General features: G+C 70.2%; 18 protein-coding genes. 12 read left to right on the top strand and 6 right to left on the bottom strand.

Annotation, left to right across the window (positions count from 1 at the left end; translation table 11 throughout):
• Window positions 1-4: 4 nt before the first annotated feature.
• The 8 genes from AC1DYD_RS12185 to AC1DYD_RS12150 all read left to right on the top strand — a co-directional run bounded on the left by AC1DYD_RS12185 (window position 5) and on the right by AC1DYD_RS12150 (window position 10743).
• Window positions 5-628, top strand: coding sequence for a TetR/AcrR family transcriptional regulator (locus AC1DYD_RS12185; protein ID WP_478172997.1), 624 nt, complete (start codon window positions 5-7; stop codon window positions 626-628).
• Window positions 629-695: 67 nt separating this feature from the next.
• Window positions 696-1850 (top strand): ABC transporter substrate-binding protein, encoded by a 1155-nt coding sequence (locus tag AC1DYD_RS12180; RefSeq protein WP_478172996.1) that lies wholly within the window; start codon window positions 696-698, stop codon window positions 1848-1850.
• 217 nt (window positions 1851-2067) lie between these two features.
• Window positions 2068-3096, top strand: a complete 1029-nt coding sequence (locus tag AC1DYD_RS12175; protein ID WP_478172995.1) for a branched-chain amino acid ABC transporter permease — start codon at window positions 2068-2070, stop codon at window positions 3094-3096.
• The gene (locus AC1DYD_RS12170; RefSeq protein ID WP_478172994.1) at window positions 3093-4919 is read left to right on the top strand and encodes a branched-chain amino acid ABC transporter ATP-binding protein/permease; all 1827 of its coding nucleotides are present in this window, start codon (window positions 3093-3095) and stop codon (window positions 4917-4919) included. The genes AC1DYD_RS12175 and AC1DYD_RS12170 overlap by 4 nt, the downstream gene beginning before the upstream one ends.
• Entirely contained in the window at window positions 4916-5668 is a 753-nt protein-coding gene (locus AC1DYD_RS12165) for an ABC transporter ATP-binding protein (protein WP_478172993.1), read from the top strand. Before AC1DYD_RS12170 ends, AC1DYD_RS12165 begins: the two co-directional genes overlap by 4 nt.
• Before the next feature lie 22 nt (window positions 5669-5690).
• Window positions 5691-7736: a phenylacetic acid degradation bifunctional protein PaaZ gene (paaZ, locus tag AC1DYD_RS12160; protein ID WP_478172992.1), complete on the top strand. Its 2046-nt coding sequence runs from the start codon at window positions 5691-5693 to the stop codon at window positions 7734-7736.
• Window positions 7737-7787: 51 nt separating this feature from the next.
• A complete protein-coding gene (ligD, locus tag AC1DYD_RS12155; protein WP_478172991.1) occupies window positions 7788-10298 on the top strand; it encodes a DNA ligase D in 2511 nt (836 codons plus the stop codon).
• Window positions 10299-10356: 58 nt separating this feature from the next.
• A complete protein-coding gene (locus AC1DYD_RS12150; protein ID WP_478172990.1) occupies window positions 10357-10743 on the top strand; it encodes a DUF4345 family protein in 387 nt (128 codons plus the stop codon).
• Between the two features lie 36 nt (window positions 10744-10779).
• On the opposite strand, the gene AC1DYD_RS12145 is transcribed toward AC1DYD_RS12150, so the two are convergent.
• A complete protein-coding gene (locus AC1DYD_RS12145; protein WP_478172989.1) occupies window positions 10780-11607 on the bottom strand; it encodes a transglutaminase-like domain-containing protein in 828 nt (275 codons plus the stop codon).
• A 288-nt stretch (window positions 11608-11895) separates the two neighbouring features.
• On the opposite strand from AC1DYD_RS12145, the gene katE reads away from it, so the two are divergent.
• The gene (gene katE, locus AC1DYD_RS12140; RefSeq protein WP_478172988.1) at window positions 11896-14076 is read left to right on the top strand and encodes a catalase HPII; all 2181 of its coding nucleotides are present in this window, start codon (window positions 11896-11898) and stop codon (window positions 14074-14076) included.
• 59 nt (window positions 14077-14135) lie between these two features.
• Here the strand turns inward: katE and AC1DYD_RS12135 are convergent, their stop codons facing one another.
• From AC1DYD_RS12135 to AC1DYD_RS12125, 3 genes are all read right to left on the bottom strand, one after another.
• The gene (locus AC1DYD_RS12135; protein ID WP_478172987.1) at window positions 14136-16127 is read right to left on the bottom strand and encodes a sensor histidine kinase; all 1992 of its coding nucleotides are present in this window, start codon (window positions 16125-16127) and stop codon (window positions 14136-14138) included.
• A 66-nt stretch (window positions 16128-16193) separates the two neighbouring features.
• The gene (locus tag AC1DYD_RS12130) at window positions 16194-17147 is read right to left on the bottom strand and encodes an ABC transporter substrate-binding protein (RefSeq protein WP_478172986.1); all 954 of its coding nucleotides are present in this window, start codon (window positions 17145-17147) and stop codon (window positions 16194-16196) included.
• A gap of 158 nt (window positions 17148-17305) precedes the next feature.
• Window positions 17306-19240: an ATP-binding response regulator gene (locus AC1DYD_RS12125; protein WP_478172985.1), complete on the bottom strand. Its 1935-nt coding sequence runs from the start codon at window positions 19238-19240 to the stop codon at window positions 17306-17308.
• Window positions 19241-19376: 136 nt separating this feature from the next.
• Here AC1DYD_RS12125 and phnD point away from each other — a divergent pair, with 136 nt between their 5' ends.
• Together phnD and AC1DYD_RS12115 are read left to right on the top strand one after the other, a co-directional pair.
• Window positions 19377-20477 carry a phosphate/phosphite/phosphonate ABC transporter substrate-binding protein gene (phnD, locus tag AC1DYD_RS12120; RefSeq protein WP_478172984.1) on the top strand — a complete coding sequence of 367 codons (1101 nt, stop codon included), beginning with the start codon at window positions 19377-19379 and terminating at the stop codon, window positions 20475-20477.
• Window positions 20478-20496: 19 nt separating this feature from the next.
• Window positions 20497-21498 carry a phosphate/phosphite/phosphonate ABC transporter substrate-binding protein gene (locus AC1DYD_RS12115; protein ID WP_478172983.1) on the top strand — a complete coding sequence of 334 codons (1002 nt, stop codon included), beginning with the start codon at window positions 20497-20499 and terminating at the stop codon, window positions 21496-21498.
• 15 nt (window positions 21499-21513) lie between these two features.
• Here AC1DYD_RS12115 and AC1DYD_RS12110 read toward each other — a convergent pair whose 3' ends face one another.
• Window positions 21514-21909, bottom strand: a complete 396-nt coding sequence (locus AC1DYD_RS12110; RefSeq protein WP_478172982.1) for a hypothetical protein — start codon at window positions 21907-21909, stop codon at window positions 21514-21516.
• Window positions 21910-22003: 94 nt separating this feature from the next.
• Between AC1DYD_RS12110 and fusA the strand changes: the two genes are divergently transcribed.
• The gene (fusA, locus tag AC1DYD_RS12105) at window positions 22004-24064 is read left to right on the top strand and encodes an elongation factor G (RefSeq protein ID WP_478172981.1); all 2061 of its coding nucleotides are present in this window, start codon (window positions 22004-22006) and stop codon (window positions 24062-24064) included.
• On the opposite strand, the gene AC1DYD_RS12100 is transcribed toward fusA, so the two are convergent.
• Window positions 24037-24864: a type VI secretion system protein gene (locus tag AC1DYD_RS12100; RefSeq protein ID WP_478172980.1), complete on the bottom strand. Its 828-nt coding sequence runs from the start codon at window positions 24862-24864 to the stop codon at window positions 24037-24039. The genes fusA and AC1DYD_RS12100 overlap by 28 nt on opposite strands.
• Window positions 24865-24922: the final 58 nt, after the last annotated feature.

Here is a 24922-nt window from a genome sequence, read left to right as displayed (position 1 = left end):
TGACATGGCCCGCGGACGCTCTGCCGGATACGACGATCAACGCGAAATGATCCTCGCGCATGCGGCGCTGCTGTTCGCCAACCGCGGCTATTCGGCCACCTCGATGAACCAGGTCGCCGAGGCCTGCGGCTTCTCGAAGGGCCTGCTTTACCACTACTACCGCGACAAATACAGCCTGCTCGTGAGCATCGCGGAGAACCACGTCTCGCGCCTCGAGGACCTGGTGGCCGACGTCGAGCGGCAGGGCCTGGCGCCCGACGTCCGGCTGCGCGAGCTGATCCGCCGCTTCGTCGAGGAATACGCCGGTGCCAAGCATGCGCACCGCGTGCTCACCGAAGACGTCAAGTTCCTCCAGGAAGAAGACCGCCAGCGCGTGCTCGACACCCAGCGCACGGTGGTCGCCGGCTTCGCGCGCGTGGTCGCCGAACTGCGGCCCGACCTGCAACAGGCCGCGCTGGACAAGCCGCTGACCATGCTGCTGTTCGGCATGATCAACTGGATGTTCATCTGGATGCGTCCGGATGGCGAACTCGACTACGAATCGATGGCGCCGGTGGTGGCCGACCTGTTCCTTGGCGGCCTGCCGGCGGTGCAGCGGCCGTTGCGCGTGACGGCCGTCGATGCCTGAAACCACCCACCACGCGGCCCGTTCACCCCTTATTCTCAACCCCTCGAAAAAACCGGAGACAACCCGTATGAAGCTTCTGAAACCCCTCGCCTTCGCAGCCCTGCTGCTGGCCTCGGCGCTGGCCCAGGCCGACATCAACGTCGGCGTCACGGTGTCGGCCACCGGACCGGCCGCGTCGCTCGGCATTCCCGAGAAGAACACGATCGCGCTGATGCCCAAGACCATCGGCGGCCAGAAGATCAACTACATCTTGCTCGACGACGCCAGCGACACCACGGCCGCGGTCAACAACACGCGCAAGCTGGTCGCCGAGAACAAGGTCGACGTCATCCTCGGCTCGACCACCACGCCGAACTCGCTGGCGATGATCGACGTCGCTGCCGAGAGCCAGACGCCGATGATCTCGATGGCCGCCTCGGCCCGCATCATCGAGCCGATGGATGCCAAGAAGCGCTGGGTTTTCAAGACGCCGCAGAACGACATCATGATGTCGCTCGCGATCGCCGAGCACATGGCCGCCAACGGCGTCAAGACAGTCGGCTTCGTCGGCTTCTCCGATGCCTACGGCGAAGGCTGGTTCCAGGAGTTCAGCAAGGCCGCCGACCTGAAGAAGATCAAGATCGTCGCCAACGAGCGCTATTCGCGTACCGACACCTCGGTCACCGGCCAGACCCTGAAGCTGATGTCGGCCAAGCCCGATGCGGTGCTGGTCGCCGGCTCCGGCACGCCGGCCGCACTGCCGCAGAAGAGCCTCAAGGAGCGCGGCTACACGGGCAAGGTCTACCAGACCCACGGCGTCGCCAACGCCGATTTCCTGCGCGTCGGCGGCAAGGACGTCGAAGGCACCTTCCTGCCGGCCGGCCCGGTGCTGGTGGCGGAGCAGCTGCCGGCGGGCAATCCGGTGAAGAAGTCGGCGCTGGCCTATGTCGCCGCCTACGAGGCCGCGAACGGCAAAGGCACGGTGTCGACCTTCGGCGCCCACGCCTGGGACACCGGCCTGCTGATGGCGGCCGCGGTTCCGGTCGCGCTCAAGAAGGCGCAGCCCGGCACGCCTGAGTTCCGCGCCGCGCTGCGCGATGCGCTCGAGCAGGTCCAGGAACTGCCCGGTGCGCATGGCGTCTTCAACATGACCGCCAATGACCACCTGGGCCTGGACCAGCGCGCCCGCGTCATGGTGAAGATCGAGAACGGCGCCTGGAAGTACCTGCCCCCGAGTCCTTGACCCACCCCCGATGCCGGCTCACTTCGTCGCCCGCCCCGTGTCGCTGCCAGAGGCAGCGGCTCTTCGGAGCCGTCCAAGCCTGCGCAGGCAGGCTTGGAGCCGCGGCTCCTCAGCCCCTCAAGGGGGCAACACCAGCGGCCTGGCAAAGCCAGTTCCGCGGTGTTTCCCGAACAGCCTTCGCTTCGCTTGGCCTGAAGCCGCGCTTTAGAAAGCTCAAATGGATTTGCAGATCGCCCTCTTGTTGGGGCAGGACGGCATCGTCAACGGCGCGGTCTACGGACTGATGGCCTTGGCCCTGGTGCTGGTGTTTTCCGTCACGCGCGTGATCTTCATCCCGCAGGGCGAGCTGGTGGCTTTCGGTGCGCTGTCGATGGCGGCCCTGACCGCCGGGCGCGTGCCGGCCACGCTCGGGCTGCTGGTCGCGCTGGCCGCGATGACGCTGGTGGTCGAGGCCTGGCGCTGGAAGCGCGGCGCCACGGTCGACTGGAAGTCGACGCTGGTGTGGACGCTGCTGTTCCCCGTGATCGCGGCCGGCCTGGTGCTGGGACTGCGCCCGAGTTCGCTCGCGCTGCAGGCGCTGACCACGCTCGTCCTCATCACGCCGCTCGGCCCGCTGCTGTACCGGCTGGCCTACCGTCCGCTGGCCGATGCCACGGTGCTGATCCTGCTGATCGTCTCGGTCGCGCTGCATGGCGTGCTGGTCGGCCTCGGCCTCCTCTTCTTCGGCGCCGAGGGTTCGCGCACGCCGCCTTTCTCCGAAGCGCGCTTCGACCTCGGCGGCGTGCCGATCAGCGGCCAGTCGCTGGTGGTGGTGGGCGTCGCCTTCGTGCTGGTGCTGCTGATGTTCCTGTTCTTCGAGCGATCGATCGTCGGCAAGGCGCTGCGCGCCACCGCGATGAACCGGGTCGGCGCGCGCCTGATGGGCATTCCGACCGACCTGTCGGGCGACCTGAGCTTCGCGCTCTCGGCGCTGATCGGCGCGGTGTCGGGCCTGTTGATCGCGCCGCTGACCACGGTCTACTACGACACCGGCTTCCTCATCGGCCTCAAGGGTTTCGTCGCCGCAATCGTCGGCGGGCTCGCCAGCTACCCGGTCGCGCTGGTCGGCGCCCTGCTGGTGGGCCAGCTCGAGGCCTTCTCGTCGTTCTGGGCCAGCGCCTTCAAGGAAGTGCTGGTGTTCACCTTGATCATTCCGGTGCTGTGGTGGCGATCGCTGCGCAGCCGTCACGTGGAGGACGAGGAATGACCCGCCGCCACCTCACCCTTCTGTGCATCGCCGCGCTGGCATTGGCCTGGCCCTGGCTGCCCGACTTCACCGTCACGGTGTTCAGCTACATCGCGCTCTATTCGCTGGTCGCGGCCGGGCTCGTGATGCTGACGGGCGTCGGCGGCATGACTTCCTTCGGGCAGGCGGCCTTTGTCGCCATCGGCGCCTACGCCACCGCCTGGGTCTGCACCTCGCCGCTGGCCGCCGCGGCGCTCGGCGGCGTGGTCGCGCCCGCGCTGCTGCCCTGGGTCGGCCTGCTGTTCGGGCTGCTGCTGACCTTCGTCGTGGCCTGGTTCCTCGGCGCGATCACGCTCAAGCTCTCGGGCCACTATCTGCCCCTGTGCACGATCGCCTGGGGCCTGAGCCTGTACTTCCTGTTCGGCAACCTCGAGTTCCTCGGTGGCCAGACCGGCATCACCGGCGTGCCGGCGCTCACGATCGGCGGCCTTTCGCTGGCGTCGCCGCGCGCACTGGGCCCGCTGATCTGGGCGGTGCTGCTGTTCGCCCTGTGGGCGCTGCACAACCTGCTCGATTCGCGCGAAGGGCGTGCCGTGCGCGCGCTCAAGTCGGGCCGCGTGATGGCCGAGTCGATGGGCGTCGACACGGCGCGCTACCGGGTCAAGGTGTTCGTGCTCGCCGCGCTGCTGGCGGCCCTGTCGGGCTGGCTCTACGCGCACATGCAGCGCTTCGTGAACCCGACGCCGTTCAACATCAACATCGGCATCGAGTACCTGTTCATGGCGGTGGTCGGCGGCTCGGGCTACCTGTGGGGCGCGGTGCTCGGCGCGACGCTGATCACGCTGGTCAAGGAGCAGCTGCAGGACATCCTGCCGAAGCTGCTGGGCGCCAGCGGCAACTTCGAAGTGATCGTCTTCGGTCTCCTGATGCTGTTCGTGCTGCAGCGCTTCGCCGAGGGGCTCTGGCCGACGCTGGCCCGCGTGAGCGGCCGCTTCCTGAAGCCGGAACCGGTGAAGGCTGCGAAGGCCCTCGCGACGCTGGACTCCCGCACGCTGCCGCCCGCCGGCGAGCTGCTGCTTGAGGCCGACCGCGTGACCAAGCGCTTCGGCGGCCTGGTCGCCAACAACGCGGTCGCGATGACGCTGAAGGCCGGCGAGGTGCATGCGCTGATCGGCCCGAATGGCGCCGGCAAGAGCACTTTCTTCAACATGATCTCGGGCGTCGACGACCCGACCGAGGGGGAAGTCCGCCTGCTGGGCGCTGCCATGACCGGCAAGCCCTCGCGCGACTTCGCGGCCCGCGGCCTGGGGCGCACCTTCCAGCACGTGCGGCTGCTCGGCAACCGCAGCGTGCTCGAGAACGTGGCGCTCGGCGCGCACCGGCGCGGGCACCGGGGCTGGATCGCCTCGATGCTGCGGCTCGACCGCGCCGAGGAGGCGGCGCTGCTGGCCGAAGCCAGGCGGCAGATCGCGCGCTGCGGCCTCGGCGCGCATGCCGATGCGCCGGCCGCTTCGCTGGCACTGGGCCAGCAGCGCGTGGTCGAGATCGCGCGCGCCCTGGCGGGCCAGCCGGCTGCGCTGCTGCTCGACGAGCCGGCCGCCGGCCTGCGCCATCTGGAGAAGCAGGCGCTGGCCGAGCTGCTGTCGCAGCTGCGTGCCGAGGGCCTGGGCATCCTGGTGGTCGAGCACGACATGGAATTCGTCATGAACCTGGCCGACCGCATCACGGTGCTGGAGTTCGGCGCCGTCATCGCCGAGGGCACGCCGGCCCAGGTGCAATCCAACCCCCGTGTGCTGGACGCCTACCTCGGCGGCAGCGACGAACCGATCGCGGCGGCCGCATGACGAATCCACTTTTCGAGTTGCAGGACTTCAGCGTCGCCTACGGCGCCGTCGAGGCGGTGCACCGCGTCGCGCTGCGCGTCGACGAGGGCGAGATCGTCACCGTCATCGGCCCCAATGGCGCCGGCAAGACCACGCTGCTGTGCGCCGCGATGGGCCTGCTGCCGTCGAGCGGCCGCCTCACGCTGGCGGGCGAACGCATCGCCCGGCCCAGCGTCGAGGCGATGGTCGCGCGCGGCGTCGCGCTGGTGCCCGAGCGGCGCGAGCTGTTCGGCGAGATGCCGGTCGAGGACAACCTGCTGCTCGGCGGCTTCTACCGCTGGCGCACCGGCAGGCGCGACCAGAAGGAGCGCATGGAGGAGGTTTTCGCGATCTTCCCGCGCCTCAAGGAGCGCCGCGAACAACTCGCCAGCACGCTCTCCGGCGGCGAGCGCCAGATGCTCGCCATCGGCCGCGCGCTGATGGCGCGGCCGCGCCTGCTGATGCTCGACGAGCCCTCGCTCGGCCTCGCGCCGCTGATCGTGCGCGAGGTGCTGCACGTGGTGTCCTCGCTGCGCTCGCACGGCGTCTCGGTGCTGCTGGTCGAGCAGAACGCGCGCGCCGCGCTGCAGGTCGCCGACCGCGGCTATGTGCTGGAGACCGGCGCCGTGGCGCTGACCGGCCCGGCGCAGGCGCTGCTGCACGACCGCCGGATCATCGACACCTACCTCGGCCTCGGCAACAAGAACGCCGCCGTCGCCGCGGCCGCCTGACCCAACCCTTCGGGAGAACACCATGACCCAGATCCTTCAGAGCTTCATTGGCGGCCGCTGGCTCGGCGCGCAAGGCGCGCAAGAACTGCGCAGCGCCATCAATGGCCGCCCGGTGGCCAGCACCCATGCCGAAGCCATCGATTTCGGCGAAGCCCTGGCCCACGCGCGCACGGCCGGCCTCGCGAACCTGCTGGCGATGGACTTCCAGCAGCGCGCCCAGCGCCTGCGCGCGCTCGCCAAGTACCTGGCCGAGCACAAGGAAGCGCTCTATGCGATCTCGGCCCACACCGGCGCCACGCGCGCCGACAGCTGGGTCGACATCGAGGGCGGCGCCGGCACGCTGGCGGCCTACGCCGGCATCGGCGGCAACGAGCTGCCCTCGGGCAACCTGGTGCACGAAGGCCCGGCGATGCCGCTGGGCAAGAAGGGCGGTTTCGCCGGCACCCACATCCTGGTGCCGCGCCGCGGTGTCGCGGTGCACATCAACGCCTTCAACTTCCCGGTCTGGGGCCTGCTCGAGAAGTGGGCGCCGAGCTTCCTCGCGGGCATGCCCTGCATCGGCAAGCCGGCCACCTCGACCAGCTACCTGACCGAGGCGCTGGTGCGCCTCATGCACCGCTCGGGCCTGCTGCCCGAAGGCAGCCTGCAGCTGGTGATCGGCAGCACCGGCGACTTGCTCGACCGGCTCGACGGCAACGACGTCGTGACCTTCACTGGTTCGGCCGACACCGCGGCCAAGCTGCGCGTGCATCCGAACATCGTGCGCCAGTCGATCCCGTTCAATGCCGAGGCCGACTCGCTCAACTGCGCGATCCTGGCGCCCGACGTCTCGCCGGACGACGAGGAGTTCGACCTGTTCGTCAAGGAAGTGGCGCGCGAGATGACGGTCAAGTCGGGCCAGAAGTGCACCGCGATCCGGCGCGCCATCGTGCCGCGCCAGCACCTCGATGCGGTGGCCGAGAAGCTGCGTGCGCGGCTCGCCAGGACCGTGGTCGGCGACCCGGCGCGCGAGGACGTCCGCATGGGCGCGCTGGCCTCGCATGCGCAGCAGGCCGACGTCGCCGAGCGCGTGCGGCTGCTGATGCAGGGCACCGAGCTGGTCTATGGCGAGCGCGACGGCTTTGCGCCGCAGGGCGAGGGCGTGGCCGAAGGCGCGTTCTTCTCGCCGACCCTGCTGCTGGCGCGCGACCCGCTCGGCAACGACGCGGTGCACGACATCGAGGCCTTCGGGCCGGTCAGCACGCTGATGGCCTACGACGGCCTCGACGAAGCGCTGGCGCTGGCCGCGCGCGGGCGCGGCAGCCTGGTCGGCACGCTGGTGACGAAAGACCCGGCGACCGCCGCCCGCGTGATTCCGATCGCCGCTGCGCACCACGGCCGCATGCTGGTGCTCGACCGCGAGGCCGCGGTCGAGTCGACCGGCCATGGCTCGCCGCTGCCTTTCCTCAAGCACGGCGGCCCGGGCCGCGCGGGCGGCGGCGAAGAACTGGGCGGACTGCGCGCGGTCAAGCACTACCTGCAGCGCGCGGCGCTGCAGGGTTCGCCGAGCATGATCGCCGCGGTCACCGGCGAGTACATGCGCGGTGCCAAGCTCAACGAATCCGAGCTGCACCCGTTCCGCAAGCACTTCGAGGACCTGGCCATCGGCGACTCGCTGCTGACCCACCGCCGCACCGTCGGCGAGGCCGACATCGTGGCTTTCGGCGGCATCTCGGGCGACTACTTCTACATGCACTTCGACGAGATCGCGGCCAAGGAAAGCCCGTTCGGCAAGCGCATCGCGCACGGCTACTTCGTGCTGTCGGCGGCGGCCGGGCTGTTCGTCTCGCCGGCGCCCGGCCCGGTGCTGGCGAACTACGGCCTCGACACGCTGCGCTTCGTCAAGCCGGTCGGCATCGGCGACACGATCCGCGCCCGGCTCACTTGCAAGCGCAAGATCGACCGGCAGAAGAAGGATGCCAACGGCGTCGGCCAGGGCGTGGTCGCCTGGGATGTCGAGGTGACCAACCAGGACGGCGAGCTGGTCGCGAGCTACGACATCCTCACCTTGGTCGCGAAAAAAGGGTGACTCGCAGCGGCGGGCGCGACCCGCATTAGGATGCGTGGCTGGAGGATATCCATGCCCGCAGCCTCCCGAGCGCGCGAAGCGCTGGCGCCGTACCACGGCAAGCGCGACTTCAAGAAGACGCCCGAACCCCGCGCCGGCGGCAAGCCGGCCCAGGGCGTGCTGTCCTTCGTCGTGCAGAAGCACCACGCGAGCCATCTGCACTACGACTTCCGGCTCGAGCTCGACGGCACGCTGAAGAGCTGGGCGGTGCCCAAGGGCCCCTGCCTGGACCCCACGGTCAAGCGCATGGCCGTGCAGGTGGAGGACCATCCGATGGCCTATGGCGGCTTCGAAGGCACCATTCCACCGAAGCAGTACGGTGCCGGGACCGTGATCGTCTGGGACCGCGGCGAGTGGGCGCCCGAGGGCGATGCGCGCCAGTCGCTGGCGCAGGGCAAGCTCAAGTTCGCACTGCGCGGCGACAAGCTGCGCGGCCGCTGGACCCTGGTGCGCATGCGCGGCGAGGGCGAGAAGCAGACGCCCTGGCTGCTGATCAAGGAAAGGGACGCCGAGGCGCGTCCGCTCTCGGACTACGACGTGGTCGAGGCCGAGCCCGACAGCGTGCTGAGCGGCCGCGGCGTCGATGACCCGGCACCGCGCGCGGCCCCTGCCGCGACGAAGAGCCCCGCGAAGCATGTGGGCCGCAAGGCCGCCTTGCCGGCTGCACTCGTGCCGCAGTTGGCGACCCTGGCCTGCGCACCGCCCGCCACGCCCAAAGACTGGCTCTACGAACTCAAGTTCGACGGCTATCGCCTGCTGGCGCGCATCGATGGCGACAAGGTCCGGTGCATCACGCGCAATGGCCACGACTGGACCGCGAAGCTTCCCGCGCTCGCGAAGGCGCTGGCGAAGCTGAAGACCCGTTCGGCCTGGCTCGACGGCGAGATCGTGGTCGATGGCGACAACGGCGCGCCGGATTTCCAGCTGCTGCAGAACGCCTTCGACAGCCGGGCCACATCGAAGATCGTCTACTGGCTGTTCGACGTGCCCTTCCTCGATGGCCTCGACCTGCGCGCACTGCCGGTCGAAGCGCGCCGGGATCGGCTGGCGCGGCTGCTCGGCAGCCGGCCGCCGGCCCCGCTGCGGCTCAGCGCGGCCTTCGACGCATCGCCGCGCGACCTGCTCGCCGCATCGGCGAAGCTGGGCTTCGAGGGCATCGTCGGCAAGCGCAGGGGCTCGGGCTATGTCTCGCGCCGCTCGCCCGACTGGATCAAGCTCAAGAACCAGCACCGGCAGGAGTTCGTGATCGGCGGCTACACGGCGCCGAAGGGTTCGCGCTCGGGCTTCGGCTCGCTGCTGCTCGGCGTCCACGATGACGCGGGCAAGCTCGTCTACTGCGGCAACGTCGGTACCGGCTTCGACGAGCGACGGCTGGCCGGCATCAAGGCCCGGCTCGACCCGCAGGCCAGCGGCAAGTGCCCGTTCGACGACCGGCCCGCCGGTGTCAAGGCGCAGTGGGTCAAGCCGGTGCTGGTGTGCGAGGCGTCCTTCGGCGATTGGACGCGCGAGGGCCGGATTCGCCACGCGGTGTTCCAGGGCCTGCGCAGCGACAAGCCGGCGGCCCAGATCCGGCGCGAGCGCGCCCAGCCACCCGATCCAGCCCCCGCCGGCGGCGGCCATGCACGAGGAGCGACGAAGGCCATGGACCTGCGAATCACCCACGCCGAGCGCATGATCGACACGAAGAGCGGCATGACCAAGGGCGAGCTGGTGGCCTTCTACGAGCAGGTGGCGGACCTCATGCTGCCGCATCTCAAGGGCCGGCCGGTGGCGCTGGTCCGTGCGCCCGAGGGCATCGGTGGCGAGCTCTTCTTCCAGAAGCATGCGCAGCACGGCGAGATGCCGGGCGTGAAGCTGCTCGACCCCTCGCTCGACCCCGGCCACGATCCGCTGCTGCAGATCGACACCGTGCGCGGCCTGTTGTCGGCGGCGCAGATGAACGTGATCGAGCTGCACACCTGGAACGCGCGCTCGAAGGCGATCGCCACGCCCGACCGCATGACCTTCGACCTCGACCCGGGGGAGGGCGTGCCCTGGGTGCGGATGCAGGAGGCGGCGCTGCTGGTCCAGACCTTGCTCACCGAGCTCGGGCTGCCGGCCTTCCTGAAGACCAGCGGCGGCAAGGGCCTGCATGTGCTGGTGCCGATCCAGCGGCACTACGGATGGGATGCAGTGAAGGGGTTCTCGCAAGCCGTGGTGCAGCACCTGGCCACCACCATCCCGGACCGCTTTGTCGCCAAGAGCGGCCCGCGCAATCGTGTCGGCAAGATCTTCGTCGACTACCTGCGCAACGGCTTCGGCGCCACGACGGTCAGCGCCTGGTCGGCACGCTCGCGCCCGGGGCTCGGCGTGTCGGTGCCGCTGGCCTGGGACGAACTGCCGGCGCTGACCAGCGCTTCGCAATGGACCGTGCGGAACATCGCCGATCGGCTGGCGGTCGGCAACGGGCCGTGGGAGGGGATGGAGAAGCGCGGCAAGGCGCTCGGGCCGGCGATGAAGATGCTGGGTTGCGTGCCGCCCTGAATCGCCGCCGGGCAGGGGCAGAATGCGTGCACCTTCCCCATCGAGCGAGAAGCATCGAATGACCGCCGACACCCCTCTCCTTGTCAGCCAGATCGTGGTGCGAGCCTGCCTGTTCCTGGTGGCGGCCATCGCCTTGTTCGGCGGCACCGTCCAGATGGTCCTCGGGCAACCGGACACCAACCCGCGGCTGGACAACGTCCATCGCTTCATGGCGGGTGTGTACTTCTCGATGGGCCTGATCTGCCTGTGGGCTGCGATCACCATCCGGCAGCAGGGCTTTCTCGTCTACCTGATCGCCCTGGGCGTGCTGCTGGCGGCCTTCGGCCGCCTGGTGTCCATCGCCAAGGTCGGCTTGCCCAAGCCCCGGGGGGTCTGGCTTGCCTACCTCATTCCCGAACTGGTGCTGCCGTTCGTGATCGCAGGGGCGCACTTCGCCGGCGCCTGAACGCCGCAATGATCAGGCCTGCGGCCGCGGCGGCGCTCAGGCGGCGACCGCGAACACCTCGTCGGTCGTCACCTCGAAGCGCTCCAGCGTGTTGGTGCCGAACACCATCGTGATCGGCACGTCGGCCGCATCGCGCCCGCGCGCGATCACCACCCGGCCGATGCGCGGCGTGTTGTGCCGGGCGTCGAAGGTGTGCCAGCGGTCGCCGAGGTAGACCTCGAACCAGGCGCTGAAGTCCATCGGATACGGCACCGGTGGAATACCGATGTCGCCGAGGTAGCCCGTGACATAGCGCGCCGGAATGTTCATGCAGCGGCACAGCGTGATCGCCAGCTGCGTGAAGTCGCGGCACACGCCGACGCGCTCGCGGAAGGCCTCCAGCGCAGTGCGCGTGGCGCGTGCGCATTGGTAGTCGAAGCGCAGGTGCCGGTGCACGAAGTCGCAGATCGCCTGCACGCGCTGCCAGCCTTGCGGCACACCGCCGAACTGCGCCCAGGCGAACTGCAGCAATTCGCTGTCGACCTCGCAGTAGCGGCTCGGCAGCAGGAATTGGAGCGTCTCCACCGGCAGATCCGCGGGCGCATGCTCGATCGCCCCGTAGCTGACCGGGTCCGGCCAGCCGGTGTCGAACACCACGGCCTCGTTGCGCAGGCGCACCCGGCTCACGCCCAGGGGAACGGCCACACGGGCGCAGTGGTTGTTGAAGCTGTCGGCGTAGTGGTCGGTGCGCAGGGGCGGACTGATCGTGAGGTTCTCGCTGCCCTGCAGGTCGGCTGCACGCGAAGAATGCAACTGAAGCATGTAGATGAGCGCGGTCGGCGCGCTGACCCCGAGCTCGATGTCGAAACCGATTTTGATGAGCATGATGCGCTGACCTTGGGGTGGGGAATGCAGCTAAAGCAGGTTTGATGCCGACTTTCGCGGTCCATCGTAAGGAAGCACATCGTCGCACCTTGTGGGCAGGGGCGCGCGATACCGCGTAGGCCGTGGCGCGAACGCGTCGGTGCGGTCCTACCGCGCACCCCTCGCCGCGCCGACAGGCGAGCGCGTGCAGCCACTACGGCCCGCACGCAGCGGCCAGCCTAAGCTTAGCGAGCGCGCGCAGGCCGTGCGTGCCGTGCGCCGCTTCTCTTGAACCCCGAGGAAACCCAGATGAGCTCACAGACCAAGGCCGCCGCTGGCCGTCGCCCGAAGCCGAGCGATGGCAGCCAGGCCAAGCAGGCGCAGCTGGCGGGGTTCACCAGCGACAACGTGGCCCAGCTCACCACCAACCAGGGTCTGCAGATCCCCGACAACCACAACGCGCTGAAGGCGGGGGTGCGCGGGCCGACCCTGCTCGAAGACTTCATCTTGCGCGAAAAGATCACGCATTTCGACCACGAGCGCATCCCGGAGCGCGTGGTCCACGCCCGCGGTTCGGCCGCGCATGGCTATTTCGAGGTCTACAAGTCGATGTCGCAGTTCACGGCGGCCGAGTTCCTGCAGGACCCGGCCGTGAAGACGCCTGTTTTCGTGCGCTTTTCGACCGTGGCGGGTTCGCGCGGTTCCGCCGACACGGTGCGCGACGTGCGCGGCTTCGCGGTCAAGTTCTATACGCCGCAGGGCAACTACGACCTGGTGGGCAACAACATCCCGGTCTTCTTCATCCAGGATGCGATGAAGTTTCCCGACCTGATCCATGCCGTCAAGCCCGAGCCGCACCACGAGATGCCGCAGGCGGCGAGCGCGCACGACACCTTCTGGGACTTTGCCTCGCTGATGCCCGAGACCACCCACATGCTGATGTGGGCGATGTCGGACCGCGCCATTCCGCGCAGCCTGCGCATGATGGAGGGCTTCGGCGTCCACACCTTCCGCTTCATCAATGGGCGTGGCGAGAGCCATTTCGTCAAGTTCCACTGGAAGCCCAAGCTCGGGATCCACGGCCTGGCCTGGGACGAGGCGCAGAAGATCGCCGGCAAGGACGCCGACTTTCACCGCCGTGACCTGTGGGAGGCCATCGAGAACGGCGACTTCCCCGAGTGGGAGCTCGGCGTGCAGCTGATTCCGCAGGACAAGGAGCACGCCTTCGGCTTCGATCTGCTCGATCCGACCAAGCTCATTCCGGAAGAAATGGTGCCGGTCCAGCGCATCGGCCGCATGGTGCTCAACCGCAATCCCGACAACTTCTTCGCCGAGACCGAGCAGGTGGCCTTTCATCCGGGCCACGTGGTGCCGGGCATCGACTTCACGAACGACCCGCTGCTGCAGGGCCGCCTGTTCTCCTACACCGACACGCAGATCTCGCGCCTGGGCGGCGCCAACTTCCACGAGCTGCCGATCAACAAGGGCGTGTGCCCGTTCCACAACTTCCAGCGCGACGGCATGCACCGGCAGACCATCGGGCGCGGCCAGGTGGCCTACGAGCCGAATTCGCTCGGCGACGGCAAGGAGTTCAGGGTCGACGGCGCAAGCGCCGGCTTCCAGTCCTTTGCGGAGGAGCTCGAGCCGCCGAAGCTGCGCCGGCGCAGTCCGTCCTTCGACGACCACTTCACGCAGGCGCGGCTGTTCTTCAACAGCCAGAGTGCACCCGAGAAGGAGCACATCATCGCGGCCTTCCGCTTCGAGCTGTCGAAGGTCGAAGTGCCGGCGGTGCGCCAGCGCATGGTCGACAACCTGGCGCACGTCGACGAGAAGCTGGCGCGGCGCGTGGCCGAAGTGCTGGGCATCAGGGCGCCCGACCCCAAGGCGGCGGCAGGGCGTGCCGGCTTCCGCGAGCATCGTTTCACGCTGCCGATCGACGAGTCGCCGGCGCTCAGCATGGCCGACACCGGGGGGGGATCGGTCAAGACGCGCAAGGTCGCGATCCTGGTGGAGGACGGCATCGACTCGGCCTCGCTCAAGGCGATCCGCGAGGGCATCGAGCAGGCCGGGGCCCGGTGCAAGGTCATCGGTCCGCGGCTCGGCACCATCGCCAGCGCCTCGAAGCGGCAGATCGAGGTCGACGCCACCTTCGTCAACATGCCCTCGGTGATGTTCGATGCGGTCCTGGTGCCGGCCGGTGCCGAGGGCGTCAAGGCCCTGGCCGAGAACGGCGACGCGGTGCACTTCGTGCGCGAGGCCTACAAGCACTGCAAGGCGATCTGCACCGTGGGAGAAGGCGTGCAGCTGCTGGCCTCGCTGGGCGTCGGCGCCGATCCGAAGAGCGCTCCGGCCGGCGTCGTGGTGGCGGCGACGCCGGTCACCAATCTCGGCGATGCCAAGGCGGCGCTGCGGGTGGCGCAGGACTTCGTGGCGGCGATCGCGAAGCACCGGCATTGGGACCGGGCCAGGCTCGATGCCGTGCCGGCCTGAGTCCGCTTGACAGTGGATGGCGCCGCCCCCAAGGCGTAGCCCGCGCCGGCGCACGGCCTTCAGGCGGGTACTGCACCGCGGAGGGTCGACAGCAGGGCTCGCAGCTTGGCCGGCGCCACCGGCTTGGTGAGCAGCATCACGCCGCCCTTGCGCAGCCGCTGCAGCACCTCGGGCCCGGTGGCCCCGGACACCAGCACAGGCAGCGCGTCCGGCTGAAGCCGGCGCACCGCCGCGATGACTTCCATGCCGTCTTCGTCGTGCGCCAGCTGCAGGTCGCACAGCACCACGTCGAAGTGTGCGCCAACCGCCCCGAGCCGTGCCAGGGCCCCGGCGCGGGTGGAGGCGGATTCGACCTGGCAGCCCCATTGCTCGAGCAATATGCGGCTGCCGTCGAGGATGGCCGGGTCGTCGTCGACGATCAGGCAGTGCAGGCCGGCCAGCGCTGCGGAGGCCGGGGGCTCCGGTGCCATGGTCATCACTTCGCGCGGGCTCGCCAGCGGCAACTCGATCGCGAAGGTGCTGCCGGCCTGCAGCGCGGAGCGCAGCGTGATGCGGGTGCCGAGCAAGGCGGCGATGCGTGAGCAGATCGCGAGGCCGAGGCCGAAGCCCTGCCGGCGGTCGCGCTCGGTGTTCGAGACCTGGTAGAACTCCTCGAAGATGCGCGCCTGGTGGATCGGCGCGATGCCGGTGCCGTTGTCGCGCACCTCGATCCGCACCGCGCCGCCGCGGCGCCTCGCCGTCACCAGCACCGTGCCCTCGGCCGGCGTGTGGCGCACCGCATTGCTGACCAGGTTGCCGACGATCCGCAGCAGCAGGGCGGCGTCGCTGCGCACCGCCAGGCCGCGGTCGCGCCACAGCAGCCGCACTCTGGCGGCGACCGCAGACGAGGCGTGCTGGGCTTCGAGCTGGTCGAACAGCGTGGCAAGCGACACGCCGCCGATCGCCGGCGTCAGCACCTGGGCGTCGAGCCGCGAGATCTCCAGCAGGTCGTCGAGCAGCACGCCCATGAAATCGGTCGCCTCCTGCAGGCGCAGCACGGCAGGGCGCTGCACGCTCGAGGCGGTGGGCAGCAGGCCGTCGATGAACAGGCCCATCGCGTGCAGCGGCTGTCGCAGGTCGTGGCTCGCGGCCGCGAGGAAGCGGGCCCGCGACAGCGCCGCCTGTTCGGCCTCGGCCATGCGCTGCAAGGCGACCGCAGTGGCCTCGCGCACCCGCTCCTCGCTCAGCTGCCGGTTGCGCTGAAGCCGCTCGGCCAGGCGGTTGATGTCGTGCGCCAGGTTGGCGAACTCGTGCTGGGCGCGTCGGGCGCGTTCGGCCGGATCGCGCTCGACCTCGTCCTCGGCGACCACGTTGCAGCGGGCGTCGAATCGACCCGCCTCCAGCGCCGCCACCGTGCGCGAGATGCGGCGCAGCGGCTGGGCGATGGCGCGCGCCGTGTGGCGCACCCAGGCCCAGGCGGCCAGCAGCGCGATCATCGCGATGCCGATGCCGGCCATCAGCGAACGGGTGCGTTCGCGGTCGTAGGCGGTGGTGTCGCGGAAGGTCTGCACCAGACCGATCGGCGTCTCGCCGGCCACCGTCGAACCGGCCGGTGCGAAGGCGCTGGCGCGCGAGGCTTCGCGCAGCGTGACCGGGGCCGTGAACATGCGCAGCTGCGCCAGCGGTGCGGTCTTCGGGCCGGCCGTGACATAGACGCCGGCGCTGTTGCTGATCTCGACCCGGGTCACCTGGCCGCCGCGCAGCGCCGCATTGGCGACGTTCTGCAGCGCCGGCAGGTCGCCGGCGAAGAGGCTCAGGTCGGACATCGCGGCCACCTGGCGCGCCACCGCTTCGCCCTCGGCATCGAAGGCAGCCTCCAGGGTGCTCAGGCGGCTGTGGGTGAACCAGCCGGTGAGCGCCAGCGCGACCGCCACGCAGGGCAGCACGCCGAGCCGGAACAGGTCGCGCTGCAGGCTGGCGCCGACCACCAGTGCACGCCTCTCCGGCGCCGGCAGTTCGCTCGGGCGGGCGATGGCGGCAGGGGCGCGAAGGCGGTGGCTGGGGGCGCTCATTTCAGTGGTCCATGGCGCCACGCGCCTTCCGCGACGGATGAAACGCAGTCGAACTTCGGGGGTGATTCATCGGACACCGCTGACCCGTGCGGTCAGCTCGCGTTCTTCGGGCAGGCGCAGGCCGAGGCCGCGCGCCACGGTGGCGTTGACGCGCACCGTGGCGGGCGTCGCGGCCTCGATCCGCACGCTGGCGGAGCCGTTGGCCGCGGCCAGCTTGAGGCCGAGCCCGCGCGCCTGGTGGGCGAGCTGGCTCGGGGTCGACACCGCGGCGGCCAGGCCGCCGGAACGCACCAGGCCGTCGCTGGTGCCGAACACCGGCAGGCCGGCGCTGGCGCCGGCGCGCAGCACCGCCAGCGTGGCGGCCTGGCTGTCGCCGATCTTGTCGGGCAGCACCAGCAGCGCGTCGCTGCGCGACACCAGCAGCCGCAGCACGGCGGCCAGCGACTTGGCATCCGGCGCGTATTCGACCTGCAGGTCCCAGCCTTGGGCGGCGCGCTGCAGCTCGCTGACGATCGGCTCCGACTCGGCCGTGGCGACGATCCCGAGCCGGCGCTTGCTCGGCATCACCGCATCGATCAGCGCCAGCTGGTCGGCCATTGCCGGCTCGCGCAGCAGCACGCCGATCTGGCGCTCCGGGCGCCGCAGGGCGGCCGTGCCCTTGAGGCTTTCGTAGTCGAGCCGGCTCAGCATCGCGAGCACCAGCGGATCCTGGCCCGGCCGCTCGATCGCCGTGCGTGAGGCGCTCAGTCCGACGGCCAGCGTGATGCCCGTCGGCGCGGTGCTCGCCGCGGCGTCCTCGACCATGCTTTCGCCGGTTTCCAGACGCACGACCGTGAAGGGGCTGCCGGCGTCCTGGGTGTCGCGCAGCTGGCGGACGAATTCGGTATGGGCGGCCGTTGCTTCGGCCATCAGCACCGTGAGCCCGACCGCCTGCGCGCCGCTGCAAAGCCAGGCTGCGCAGGCGATGAACAGGAGGTCGCGCTGCCTTCGCAGCAGCGTGGGGAGACGGTTCGCAAGCATGGACTGCATTCGCGGAGGGTGAGGGATCCAATGTACGGAGGGGGCTGTTTGGGCGCGATAAGGCAGAGGGCTTATGCCCTGCTGCGGCCTGCCGCGTTGCGGGGCGGCAGGTGGGAATTTCGCGGCCTGTCGGTCTATGCCGGACGACGTACAGGCCTTCAGGCCGCGGTCGCGAGGGCGCTGTGCACCGTGGCCAGCTGGGCTTGTATCGCCTGGCGCAGCACCCGCGGCGACACCGGCTTGTAGAGCACCGCGACACCGGCGCCGGCAACTTCGCGCAGGCGGTCGGGCTTGGTCTCGCCGGTCACCAGCAGACGCGCGGTCGACGGCCCGATGCCGCGCGGATGGCGCTCCAGCGCGGCGAGCACGTCGAGGCCGTTGTCGCCGCCCTGCAGCAGCAGGTCGCTCACCACGACGTCGGGCGGGCGGACCCAGGCGTCGGCCAGCGCCAGGGCCTCGGCGCGGCTCTGGGCGGCCATCACCCGCGCGCCCCAGTTCGTCAGCACGACCTGCAAGCCCTCGAGGATGGTGCGTTCGTCGTCGATCACCAGCACCACGACGTCGGCCAGGCTGCGGTCCTCCTCGGCCGGCATGCCGGCCGGCTGCACGGGCGATGGCGCCGGCACCGCCGGGGGCTCCACCGCCCGCACCGGAACGCGCACGCAGGTGCCCTTGTTCGGCTGCGAAATGAGTTCGACCCGGGTGTTCAGCAGGGCCGCGAGCCGCTGCACGGTCGCCAGGCCCAGGCCCATGCCGCGCGCCTCGCGGCTGCCTTGCCGTCCCTGCGGCTCGACCTGGTAGAACTCCTCGAAGACCCGCGGCTGGTGATGGGGCGCGATGCCGATGCCGGTGTCCCAGACGTCGATGCGGATCGACTTGCCGCGCCGCCGTGCACCGACCAATATGCCGCCCTCGGTGGTGTGGCGCAGCGAGTTCGACACCAGGTTGTTGAGGATGCGCGACAGCATCACGTAGTCGCAGCGGACCCAGGCATCGGTCTTGCGCACCACCAGCCGAAGGTTCTTCTGCTCCGCCACGGCGCGGAAATTGCGACTGATCTCGTCGAACAGGGTGTCGAGCGCGAAATCGGTCCAGTGCGGCTGCAGCACGCCGGCGTCCAGCTGCGAGAGGTTCAGCAGCTCCGAGAACAGCCGGTCCAGCGACTCCACGCACTCGCGGATATGGCCGATGCGCTGCAGCCGCACCGGATCGGTCTCGCCCTTGGCCAGCCCGTCGGAAAACAGGGTCAGCGCGTGCAGCGGCTGCCGCAGGTCGTGGCTGGCGGCGGCCAGCAGCCGCGTCTTGGCCTGGCTGGCGACCTCGAGCTGCTTGTTCTTGCTGGCCAGTTCGGCGGTCGCATGCAAGATGCGGCTCTCGAGCTGGTTGCGGCTGTCGAGCAGGGCGCGTGCCGCCAGGTTGAAGCCGTGCTGCAGCCGCCGCACCTCGGCCGTGCCCTCGACCTCCACCTGTGCGTCCTCGCCGGCGCCCAGCCGGTCGACCGCCTCGCCGAGCGCCTGGATCGGCGCACTGATGCGCCGCGCCGCCCACCAGCCCGCCAGCCCGACCCCGAGCAGGCTGGCGCCGAGCACCAGCACGACTTTGAACCAGACCGCCCGCTTGGCGCTCGTCACCGCGTCGAGGCTCATCTCGACCATCACCTTGCCGTTGTGCTTGCCGTCCTCGCCGGTGATCGGCGCGACCACCTGCAGGCCTTCCCCGCGCTGCCGGTCCACGGTTTCCGAATTGGCGACGATTTCCCCCTCTTCCGACCAGATCTGCACCTGCTGCACGTGCGGCTGGTAGCTGCCCGACTGCGCCGTGCGCTGCAGGGCCCGGCGGTCCAGGTGCTGCATCTGCGACTGCGCCACGGTCGCGACCTGCAGCGCCACGGTCTGGGCATTGGCGCGCATCAGTTCGGTCAGGTTCTCCAGGTGCTGGCGCGTCAGCACCGCAATCGCGCCCAGGGTCGCGACGGTGGCGGGCAGCAGCGCCAGCAGGACGAGCTGCTGCGCCAGCGTCAGGCCCGCCAGCAGGCGAAGGGCGCGGAACGACCAGCTCATCGAGGAGCGGAGGTGGCTGTGGCGATCAGCCATCGGACGGTCCGCAAATGCGCATGGAATGAGGAAAATGACACGTTTAACGCTTAAGTTGGTTTCTAATTGTGTTGTAGGCGGCACCACTTTGACCAGCTCGTTCTGGGCCGCGGTCCGGCCGATGTGTTCCAGAAAGATGCAGCTTCCCGTCCCTTGCGCCTTCCGCGCCTTCCCTGTCCCCGAGGCCACCCGACCGGATCGGGTCGGCGCCGGGGTGCTGCGCGTGCGGGCCTGGCTGCTGCGCGCGGGGCTCGCCGTCCTGCTCGGGTGGCAGCTTGGGGTGGCGGCGCAGACCGTCGGCGGCACCGAGACCTCCGGTCCCGTGCGTTTCGGGATCCTGCCCCTGGGGGGGGCCTTCGAGTCGCGCAACGACTGGGAGCCGCTGCTGGCGGACCTGCAGCACGCCATCGGTCGTCCGGTCACGATGCTGTCGGTGACCTCGTACGAGGCCCTGGAGCAGGCGATCCAGCGCAACCAGGTCGACATGGCCTTCCTGTCCGGCAGGATGGCGCTCGATGCCGTGACGCTGCGTCGCATGAAGGTGTTGGCGCAGGTCACCCGCCATGACGGGCTGCCCGGCTACCGCGCGCTGCTGCTGGCGCGCAAGTCGGGCCCCCGCAGCACCCTCAAGAGCCTGCTGGCCGAGCCCGAGAACTGGCGCCTGGCGCGCGGCGAAAGCCGTTCGGTTTCGGGTTTCATCGTGCCCCAGCTGCAGCTCTTCCTGCCGAACCACATCGCGATGGAGACCCGCTTTCGCAGCGAGCTGGTCGGCACCCACCAGGTGACCGCGCTCGCGGTGGCCAACGGCGAGGCCGATGTCGCCACCAACAACACGGCCGACTTCGAGCGCTTCCGGCAGCAGTTCCCGTCCGAGGCCGATCGCTTGCAAGTGATCTGGGAGTCGGAGCTGATCCCGCACGCGCAGATCGTCATCCGGCGCGACTACGGTCCCGAGTTCGAGAAGAAGGTGCAGGCCTTCCTGGTCGAGTACGCCCGCGGCAAGGGCCCGCGCGGCGACGGCGAGCGGGCGGTGCTGAAGTCGCTGCATGACCTGGCCGGCTTCGTCGCGGCCGACAACAGCTCGCTGCTGCCGGCCGCCAAGCTGGCCTACCAGTTGGCGCGGCAGAGCGCCATGACGTCGCAGTGGGTCAACGAGGCGGCGCGCCAGGCGCGGCTTCAGCGCATCGAGTCCACCTATGCCGAACAGGTGGCGGCGCTGCGCGCGGCGGCGCCGTGACCGCATGCTGAGATCGGGGATGCTCGCCATCGCGCGTCTGGCGCTGGCGGCCGCGCTGGCCTGGCATGCGATGGCCGGGGCCGAGGGCGTCCGGCCGTCGCCGGCGGCCGAGCTGCGATTCGGCGTGCTGCCGATCGGCGGCGTGGTCGAGTCGCGCGAGAACTGGACACCGCTGCTGGCCGACATGAGCCGCGCGATCGGCTGGCCCGTGACGGTGCATTCGGCCGTCACCTACGAATCCCTGGGCGAGGCCATCCGGCAGCGCCAGGTCGATCTGAGCCTCCTGTCGGCCCAGCTCGCGCTCGACGCCGTCGTCCAGCGGCGCATGAACGTCCTGGCCCAGGTGCGGCGGCACCCCGGCACGCCCGACCACCGGGCCGTGCTGCTGGTGCGCAAGAGCGGTCCGCGCAACACGCTGCAGGACCTGCTTGCCCATCCCGAGCAATGGCGCCTGGCGCGCGGCGACAGCCGGTCGGTGTCGGGCTTCATCCTGCCGCAGGTCCAGTTGTTCCTGCCGAACCGGATCGTGATGGAGACCCGCTTCCAGAGCGAGATCGTCGGCACCCACCAGACCACGGCGCTGGCGGTGGCCAATGGCGATGCCGACGTGGCGACCAACAACACCACCGATTTCGAGCGCTTCCGCGAGCAGTTCCCGGTCGAGGCCGAGCGCCTGCAGGTGATCTGGCGGTCGGAGCCGACGCCACCGGCGCAGTTCGTGGTGCGCGCCGACCTTCCGCCGGAACTGCAGAAGAAGCTGCGCGGCTTCCTGGCCGGCTACGGGCGCGGCCAGGGGCCGCGTGCCGAGGCCCAGCGCGAGGTGCTGAAGGGCCTGCGCGCCTCCCTGGGCTATGTCGCGGCCGACAACAGGGCGCTGCTGCCGGCCGCCACGCTGCAATACCAGCTCGCGAAGCAGAGCGCACTCAATGCGCAATGGGTCAGCGAGGCGGCGCGCCAGGCCCGGCTGCAGCGCATCGAGAGCGCCCATGCGGAGCAGATCGCGGCGTTGCGCGGCGACTGAGGGGGCCCGCCGGCCCTAAGGGACCTGCGGCTGCGCCAGCAGCCAGTCCGGCGGCGTATAGATGTCGGCGAACCGGACCCGCCCGACCGAATAGTGGATCTCGGTGCCCGGCGGCACGCCGATTGCCGGCAGTGCGGACTGCAGCAGCGCCCGCCCGGCGGCGATATCCGAGACGTCGATGTCGACCCGGGTGAAGGCAACCCGGCGTCGGCCGCGGGGCGTCGCTTCGCCCAGCGAGTCGCCCCAGCCGAGCACCGAGCCGATGCCGCGGCCGCGCAGCGCCTCGTCGATGCGTTCCTCGCGCTGGTGCCAGCGGTCGTCCACGTCCTCGACCACCGGGATCTTGACGACCATGAAGTCGCGGCGCCCGTAGCCGGCGTTGTCGGAGGCGGAATCGGTCGGGAGTGCCATGGCGGCCATTTTCCGGCATGCGCTGGCCGGCTTGCGTCGCGGCGTCCGATCCCGTACGCTGGGCCGACGCGCCCAGGCGCCGAGGAGACAGCCCATGCCAAGCCGATCGAACGGCCAGACGGCCGAAATGGAAGCGGTGCGAACCCTGGCGCTCGTCGGCGCCTCCGCCGCCGGCAAGACCTCCCTCGCCGAGGCCCTGCTGCACGAGGCCGGTGCCATCGGCGCCCGCGGCAGCGTCGAACGCGGCACCACCGTGAGCGACCACGACCCCCTCGAGCGCCGCATGCAGCATTCGCTCAATGCCTCGGTGATGCACCTGATGCATGCCGGCACGCGGGTGCACTTCATCGACACGCCGGGCGGGGCCGACTTCCTCGGCCAGAGCCTGCCTCCGTTGGAGGCCGTGGAGACTGCGGCGGTGGTCGTCAACGCCGCCACCGGCATCGAGCCGATGACGCTGCGGATGATGGCCTATGCCGCCGAGCGGCATCTGTCGCGGATGGTCATCGTCAACAAGATCGACACCCAGGGCGTCGACCTGGCCGGCCTGCTGGCGCGGATCCAGGCCGCCTTCGGGCGCGAATGCCTGCCGCTGAACCTGCCGGCCGCCGGCGGCACGCAGGTCATCGACTGCTTCTTCAATCGCGAGGGGCAGTCCGACCTCGGCAGCGTCGAGGACGCGCACCGGGCCCTGGTCGAGCAGGTGGTCGAGGTCGACGCGGCCTTCGTCGACCGCTACCTGTCCGAGGGCGACGTCGATGCCGCCGAGCTGCATGCACCACTCGAGCAGGCCCTGCGCGAAGGCCACCTGATCCCGGTCTGCTTCGTCTCGGCCCGCAGCGGCGCCGGCCTTTCGGAACTGCTCGACGTGGTCGTCAGGCTGCTGCCCGACCCGACCGAGGCCAATCCGCCCGATTTCCTGCTCGGCGAAGGCGCGGCCGCGCAGCCGATGCAGGCCCGGCCCGATCCCTCGCTGCACGTGCTGGCGCATGTCTTCAAGGTCACGGTCGATCCCTACGTGGGCAAGCTCGGGATCTTCCGCGTCCACCAGGGCACGGTCACGCGCGACAGCCAGCTCTATGTCGGCGATGGCCGCAAGCCCTTCAAGGTCGGCCACCTGTTCATGCTCCAGGGCAAGGACCACGTCGAGGTGTCGCGGGCGCTGCCGGGCGACATCGTGGCGGTGGCCAAGGTCGAGGAGATCCACTACGACGCCGTGCTGCACGACGCCGCCGAGGACGACCACGTGCACCTGGCGCCACTGGCCTTTCCGGTGCCGGTGCATGGCCTGGCGGTCGAGCCCAAGCGCCACGGCGACGAGCAGCGGGCCTGGGAGATCCTCGGCAAGCTGGTTGCCGAGGACCCCTGCCTGCGCGTCGAGCATGTGGTGGCCACCAACGAGACCATCATCTACGGCCTTGGCGAGCTGCACCTGCGCGTGATGCTCGAGCGCTTGCGCGAGGTCTACCGCTTCGACGTCGACACCCGGCCGCCGCGCATCGCCTACCGAGAGACCGTGACTGCCCCGGCCGAGGGCCACCACCGCCACAAGAAGCAGACCGGCGGCGCCGGCCAGTTCGGCGAGGTCTTCCTGCGCATCGAGCCGCTGGCGCGCGGCGGCGGCTTCGAGTTCGCCGACGAGGTCAAGGGAGGGGCGATCCCGGGCCAGTTCATCCCGGCGGTCGAGAAGGGCGTGCGCGAAGTGCTGCTCTCGGGCGCCATCGCCGGCTATCCGGTGGTCGATATCCGCGTGGTGGTGCACGACGGCAAGCACCACAGCGTCGACAGCAAGGACATCGCCTTCGCGACCGCCGGGCGCAAGGCCTTCATGGCCGCGATCCGGGCGGCGCGGCCGATCGTGCTGGAGCCGATCGTGCAGATCGAGATCGCCGCGCCCGACCATGCGATCGGCGACGTCACCGGCGACCTGTCCTCGCGCCGCGGGCTGGTCACGGGCACCGCGAATGGCGGTGCCGGCACGGTGCTGGTCCGCGGCCAGGTGCCGATGTCGGAACTCGCCAGCTACCAGTCGCGGCTGAACGCCATGACCAGCGGCCAGGGCCGCTACACCATCGCGCTGTCGCACTACGAGGCGGTGCCGCCAGCCACCCAGCAGACGCTCATGGGTCAGTACCGGGTTCGCGACGATGAATGATGAAGCCCCCACGCTCCCCCACTGCGTGTGGGTCGCTGCCTCCCGGGGGGGCCGCAGGCCGCCGCCGATGGCGCTGCCGTCAGGTAGAGCCCGCGCCAGCGCGGCGCCCGCGCGCCCCTTGGCGCGGCGAACAGGCGCAGCGCCAGCAGCTGCAAGCCGGGCTGCAGGGCCCGCAGCCGTTCCGTGAAGGTGTGAATGGCCAGTCGCCGGACCGGGTCCTCCTCGTCGCGCAGCAGCGCCATGCGCAGGGCATGCAGTTGCATGCCCAGCTCGCCGAAGATGCCGTCGAGCCGGCCGCCGGCATCGATGCCGGCCGGCGCGTTGTCCGCCAGGCGGTGGCCCAGCGCCTGTCCGAGCGTCTCCGCCGGCAGCGCACCGCGCACCGCTGCATAGCCTTCCAGCTGCTCCAGCCCCGTCACCACCAGGTAGACCGGCAACTGGATCCGCAATTGCTCGGCCGCTTCGTCGATCCGCTGGCGCAGCCGCACCGCCAGCGATTCCGTGGCCCCGGTGTCGCCGAGCACCGTGGCGGCCGCGACGCAAGCCACGATGCCATTGAGCGGCAGGTGCTCACGCCGCTCGGCCAGCTCAAGCAGCGCGCGGTACCAGCGGCCGCGCTCACGTGGATCGACCGGATTGCCGAGCGCGGCCGGGCCGCTCGGCGGGCGCGGGCCATGGCCTCCTGAATGCCGACCAGGTCCAGGGGTGCAGGCGGAGCGGCTTCGGCATCGAACGCCGCGATGCGCCGCCGCAGCCGCCGCCGCCTTGCGCTGCGGCCGGACGCCAGCATGAACCACCACAGGGTGAGGAAGGCCAGCAGGCACAGCCCTGTCAGGCTCCAGAAATGCGGCGGCAAGG

Source organism: Variovorax sp. P4_B11 (assembly GCF_056402355.1).
The sequence above is the reverse complement of the archived record's forward strand: the minus strand, read 5'-3'. Positions and strand labels throughout refer to the sequence as shown.

What these genes read in the sequence shown, in the direction of transcription:
- AC1DYD_RS12110 (WP_478172982.1), bottom strand. Translation starts at nt 21,909, where the DNA reads ATGGCACTCCCGACCGATTCCGCCTCCGACAACGCCGGCTACGGGCGC.
- AC1DYD_RS12145 (WP_478172989.1), bottom strand. Translation starts at nt 11,607, where the DNA reads ATGCTCATCAAAATCGGTTTCGACATCGAGCTCGGGGTCAGCGCGCCG.
- AC1DYD_RS12185 (WP_478172997.1), top strand. Translation starts at nt 5, where the DNA reads ATGGCCCGCGGACGCTCTGCCGGATACGACGATCAACGCGAAATGATC.
- AC1DYD_RS12125 (WP_478172985.1), bottom strand. Translation starts at nt 19,240, where the DNA reads ATGGCTGATCGCCACAGCCACCTCCGCTCCTCGATGAGCTGGTCGTTC.
- phnD (WP_478172984.1), top strand. Translation starts at nt 19,377, where the DNA reads ATGCAGCTTCCCGTCCCTTGCGCCTTCCGCGCCTTCCCTGTCCCCGAG.
- AC1DYD_RS12180 (WP_478172996.1), top strand. Translation starts at nt 696, where the DNA reads ATGAAGCTTCTGAAACCCCTCGCCTTCGCAGCCCTGCTGCTGGCCTCG.
- fusA (WP_478172981.1), top strand. Translation starts at nt 22,004, where the DNA reads ATGCCAAGCCGATCGAACGGCCAGACGGCCGAAATGGAAGCGGTGCGA.
- AC1DYD_RS12150 (WP_478172990.1), top strand. Translation starts at nt 10,357, where the DNA reads ATGACCGCCGACACCCCTCTCCTTGTCAGCCAGATCGTGGTGCGAGCC.
- AC1DYD_RS12170 (WP_478172994.1), top strand. Translation starts at nt 3,093, where the DNA reads ATGACCCGCCGCCACCTCACCCTTCTGTGCATCGCCGCGCTGGCATTG.
- AC1DYD_RS12115 (WP_478172983.1), top strand. Translation starts at nt 20,497, where the DNA reads ATGCTCGCCATCGCGCGTCTGGCGCTGGCGGCCGCGCTGGCCTGGCAT.
- AC1DYD_RS12165 (WP_478172993.1), top strand. Translation starts at nt 4,916, where the DNA reads ATGACGAATCCACTTTTCGAGTTGCAGGACTTCAGCGTCGCCTACGGC.
- AC1DYD_RS12130 (WP_478172986.1), bottom strand. Translation starts at nt 17,147, where the DNA reads ATGCTTGCGAACCGTCTCCCCACGCTGCTGCGAAGGCAGCGCGACCTC.
- AC1DYD_RS12135 (WP_478172987.1), bottom strand. Translation starts at nt 16,127, where the DNA reads ATGAGCGCCCCCAGCCACCGCCTTCGCGCCCCTGCCGCCATCGCCCGC.
- ligD (WP_478172991.1), top strand. Translation starts at nt 7,788, where the DNA reads ATGCCCGCAGCCTCCCGAGCGCGCGAAGCGCTGGCGCCGTACCACGGC.
- katE (WP_478172988.1), top strand. Translation starts at nt 11,896, where the DNA reads ATGAGCTCACAGACCAAGGCCGCCGCTGGCCGTCGCCCGAAGCCGAGC.
- AC1DYD_RS12175 (WP_478172995.1), top strand. Translation starts at nt 2,068, where the DNA reads ATGGATTTGCAGATCGCCCTCTTGTTGGGGCAGGACGGCATCGTCAAC.
- paaZ (WP_478172992.1), top strand. Translation starts at nt 5,691, where the DNA reads ATGACCCAGATCCTTCAGAGCTTCATTGGCGGCCGCTGGCTCGGCGCG.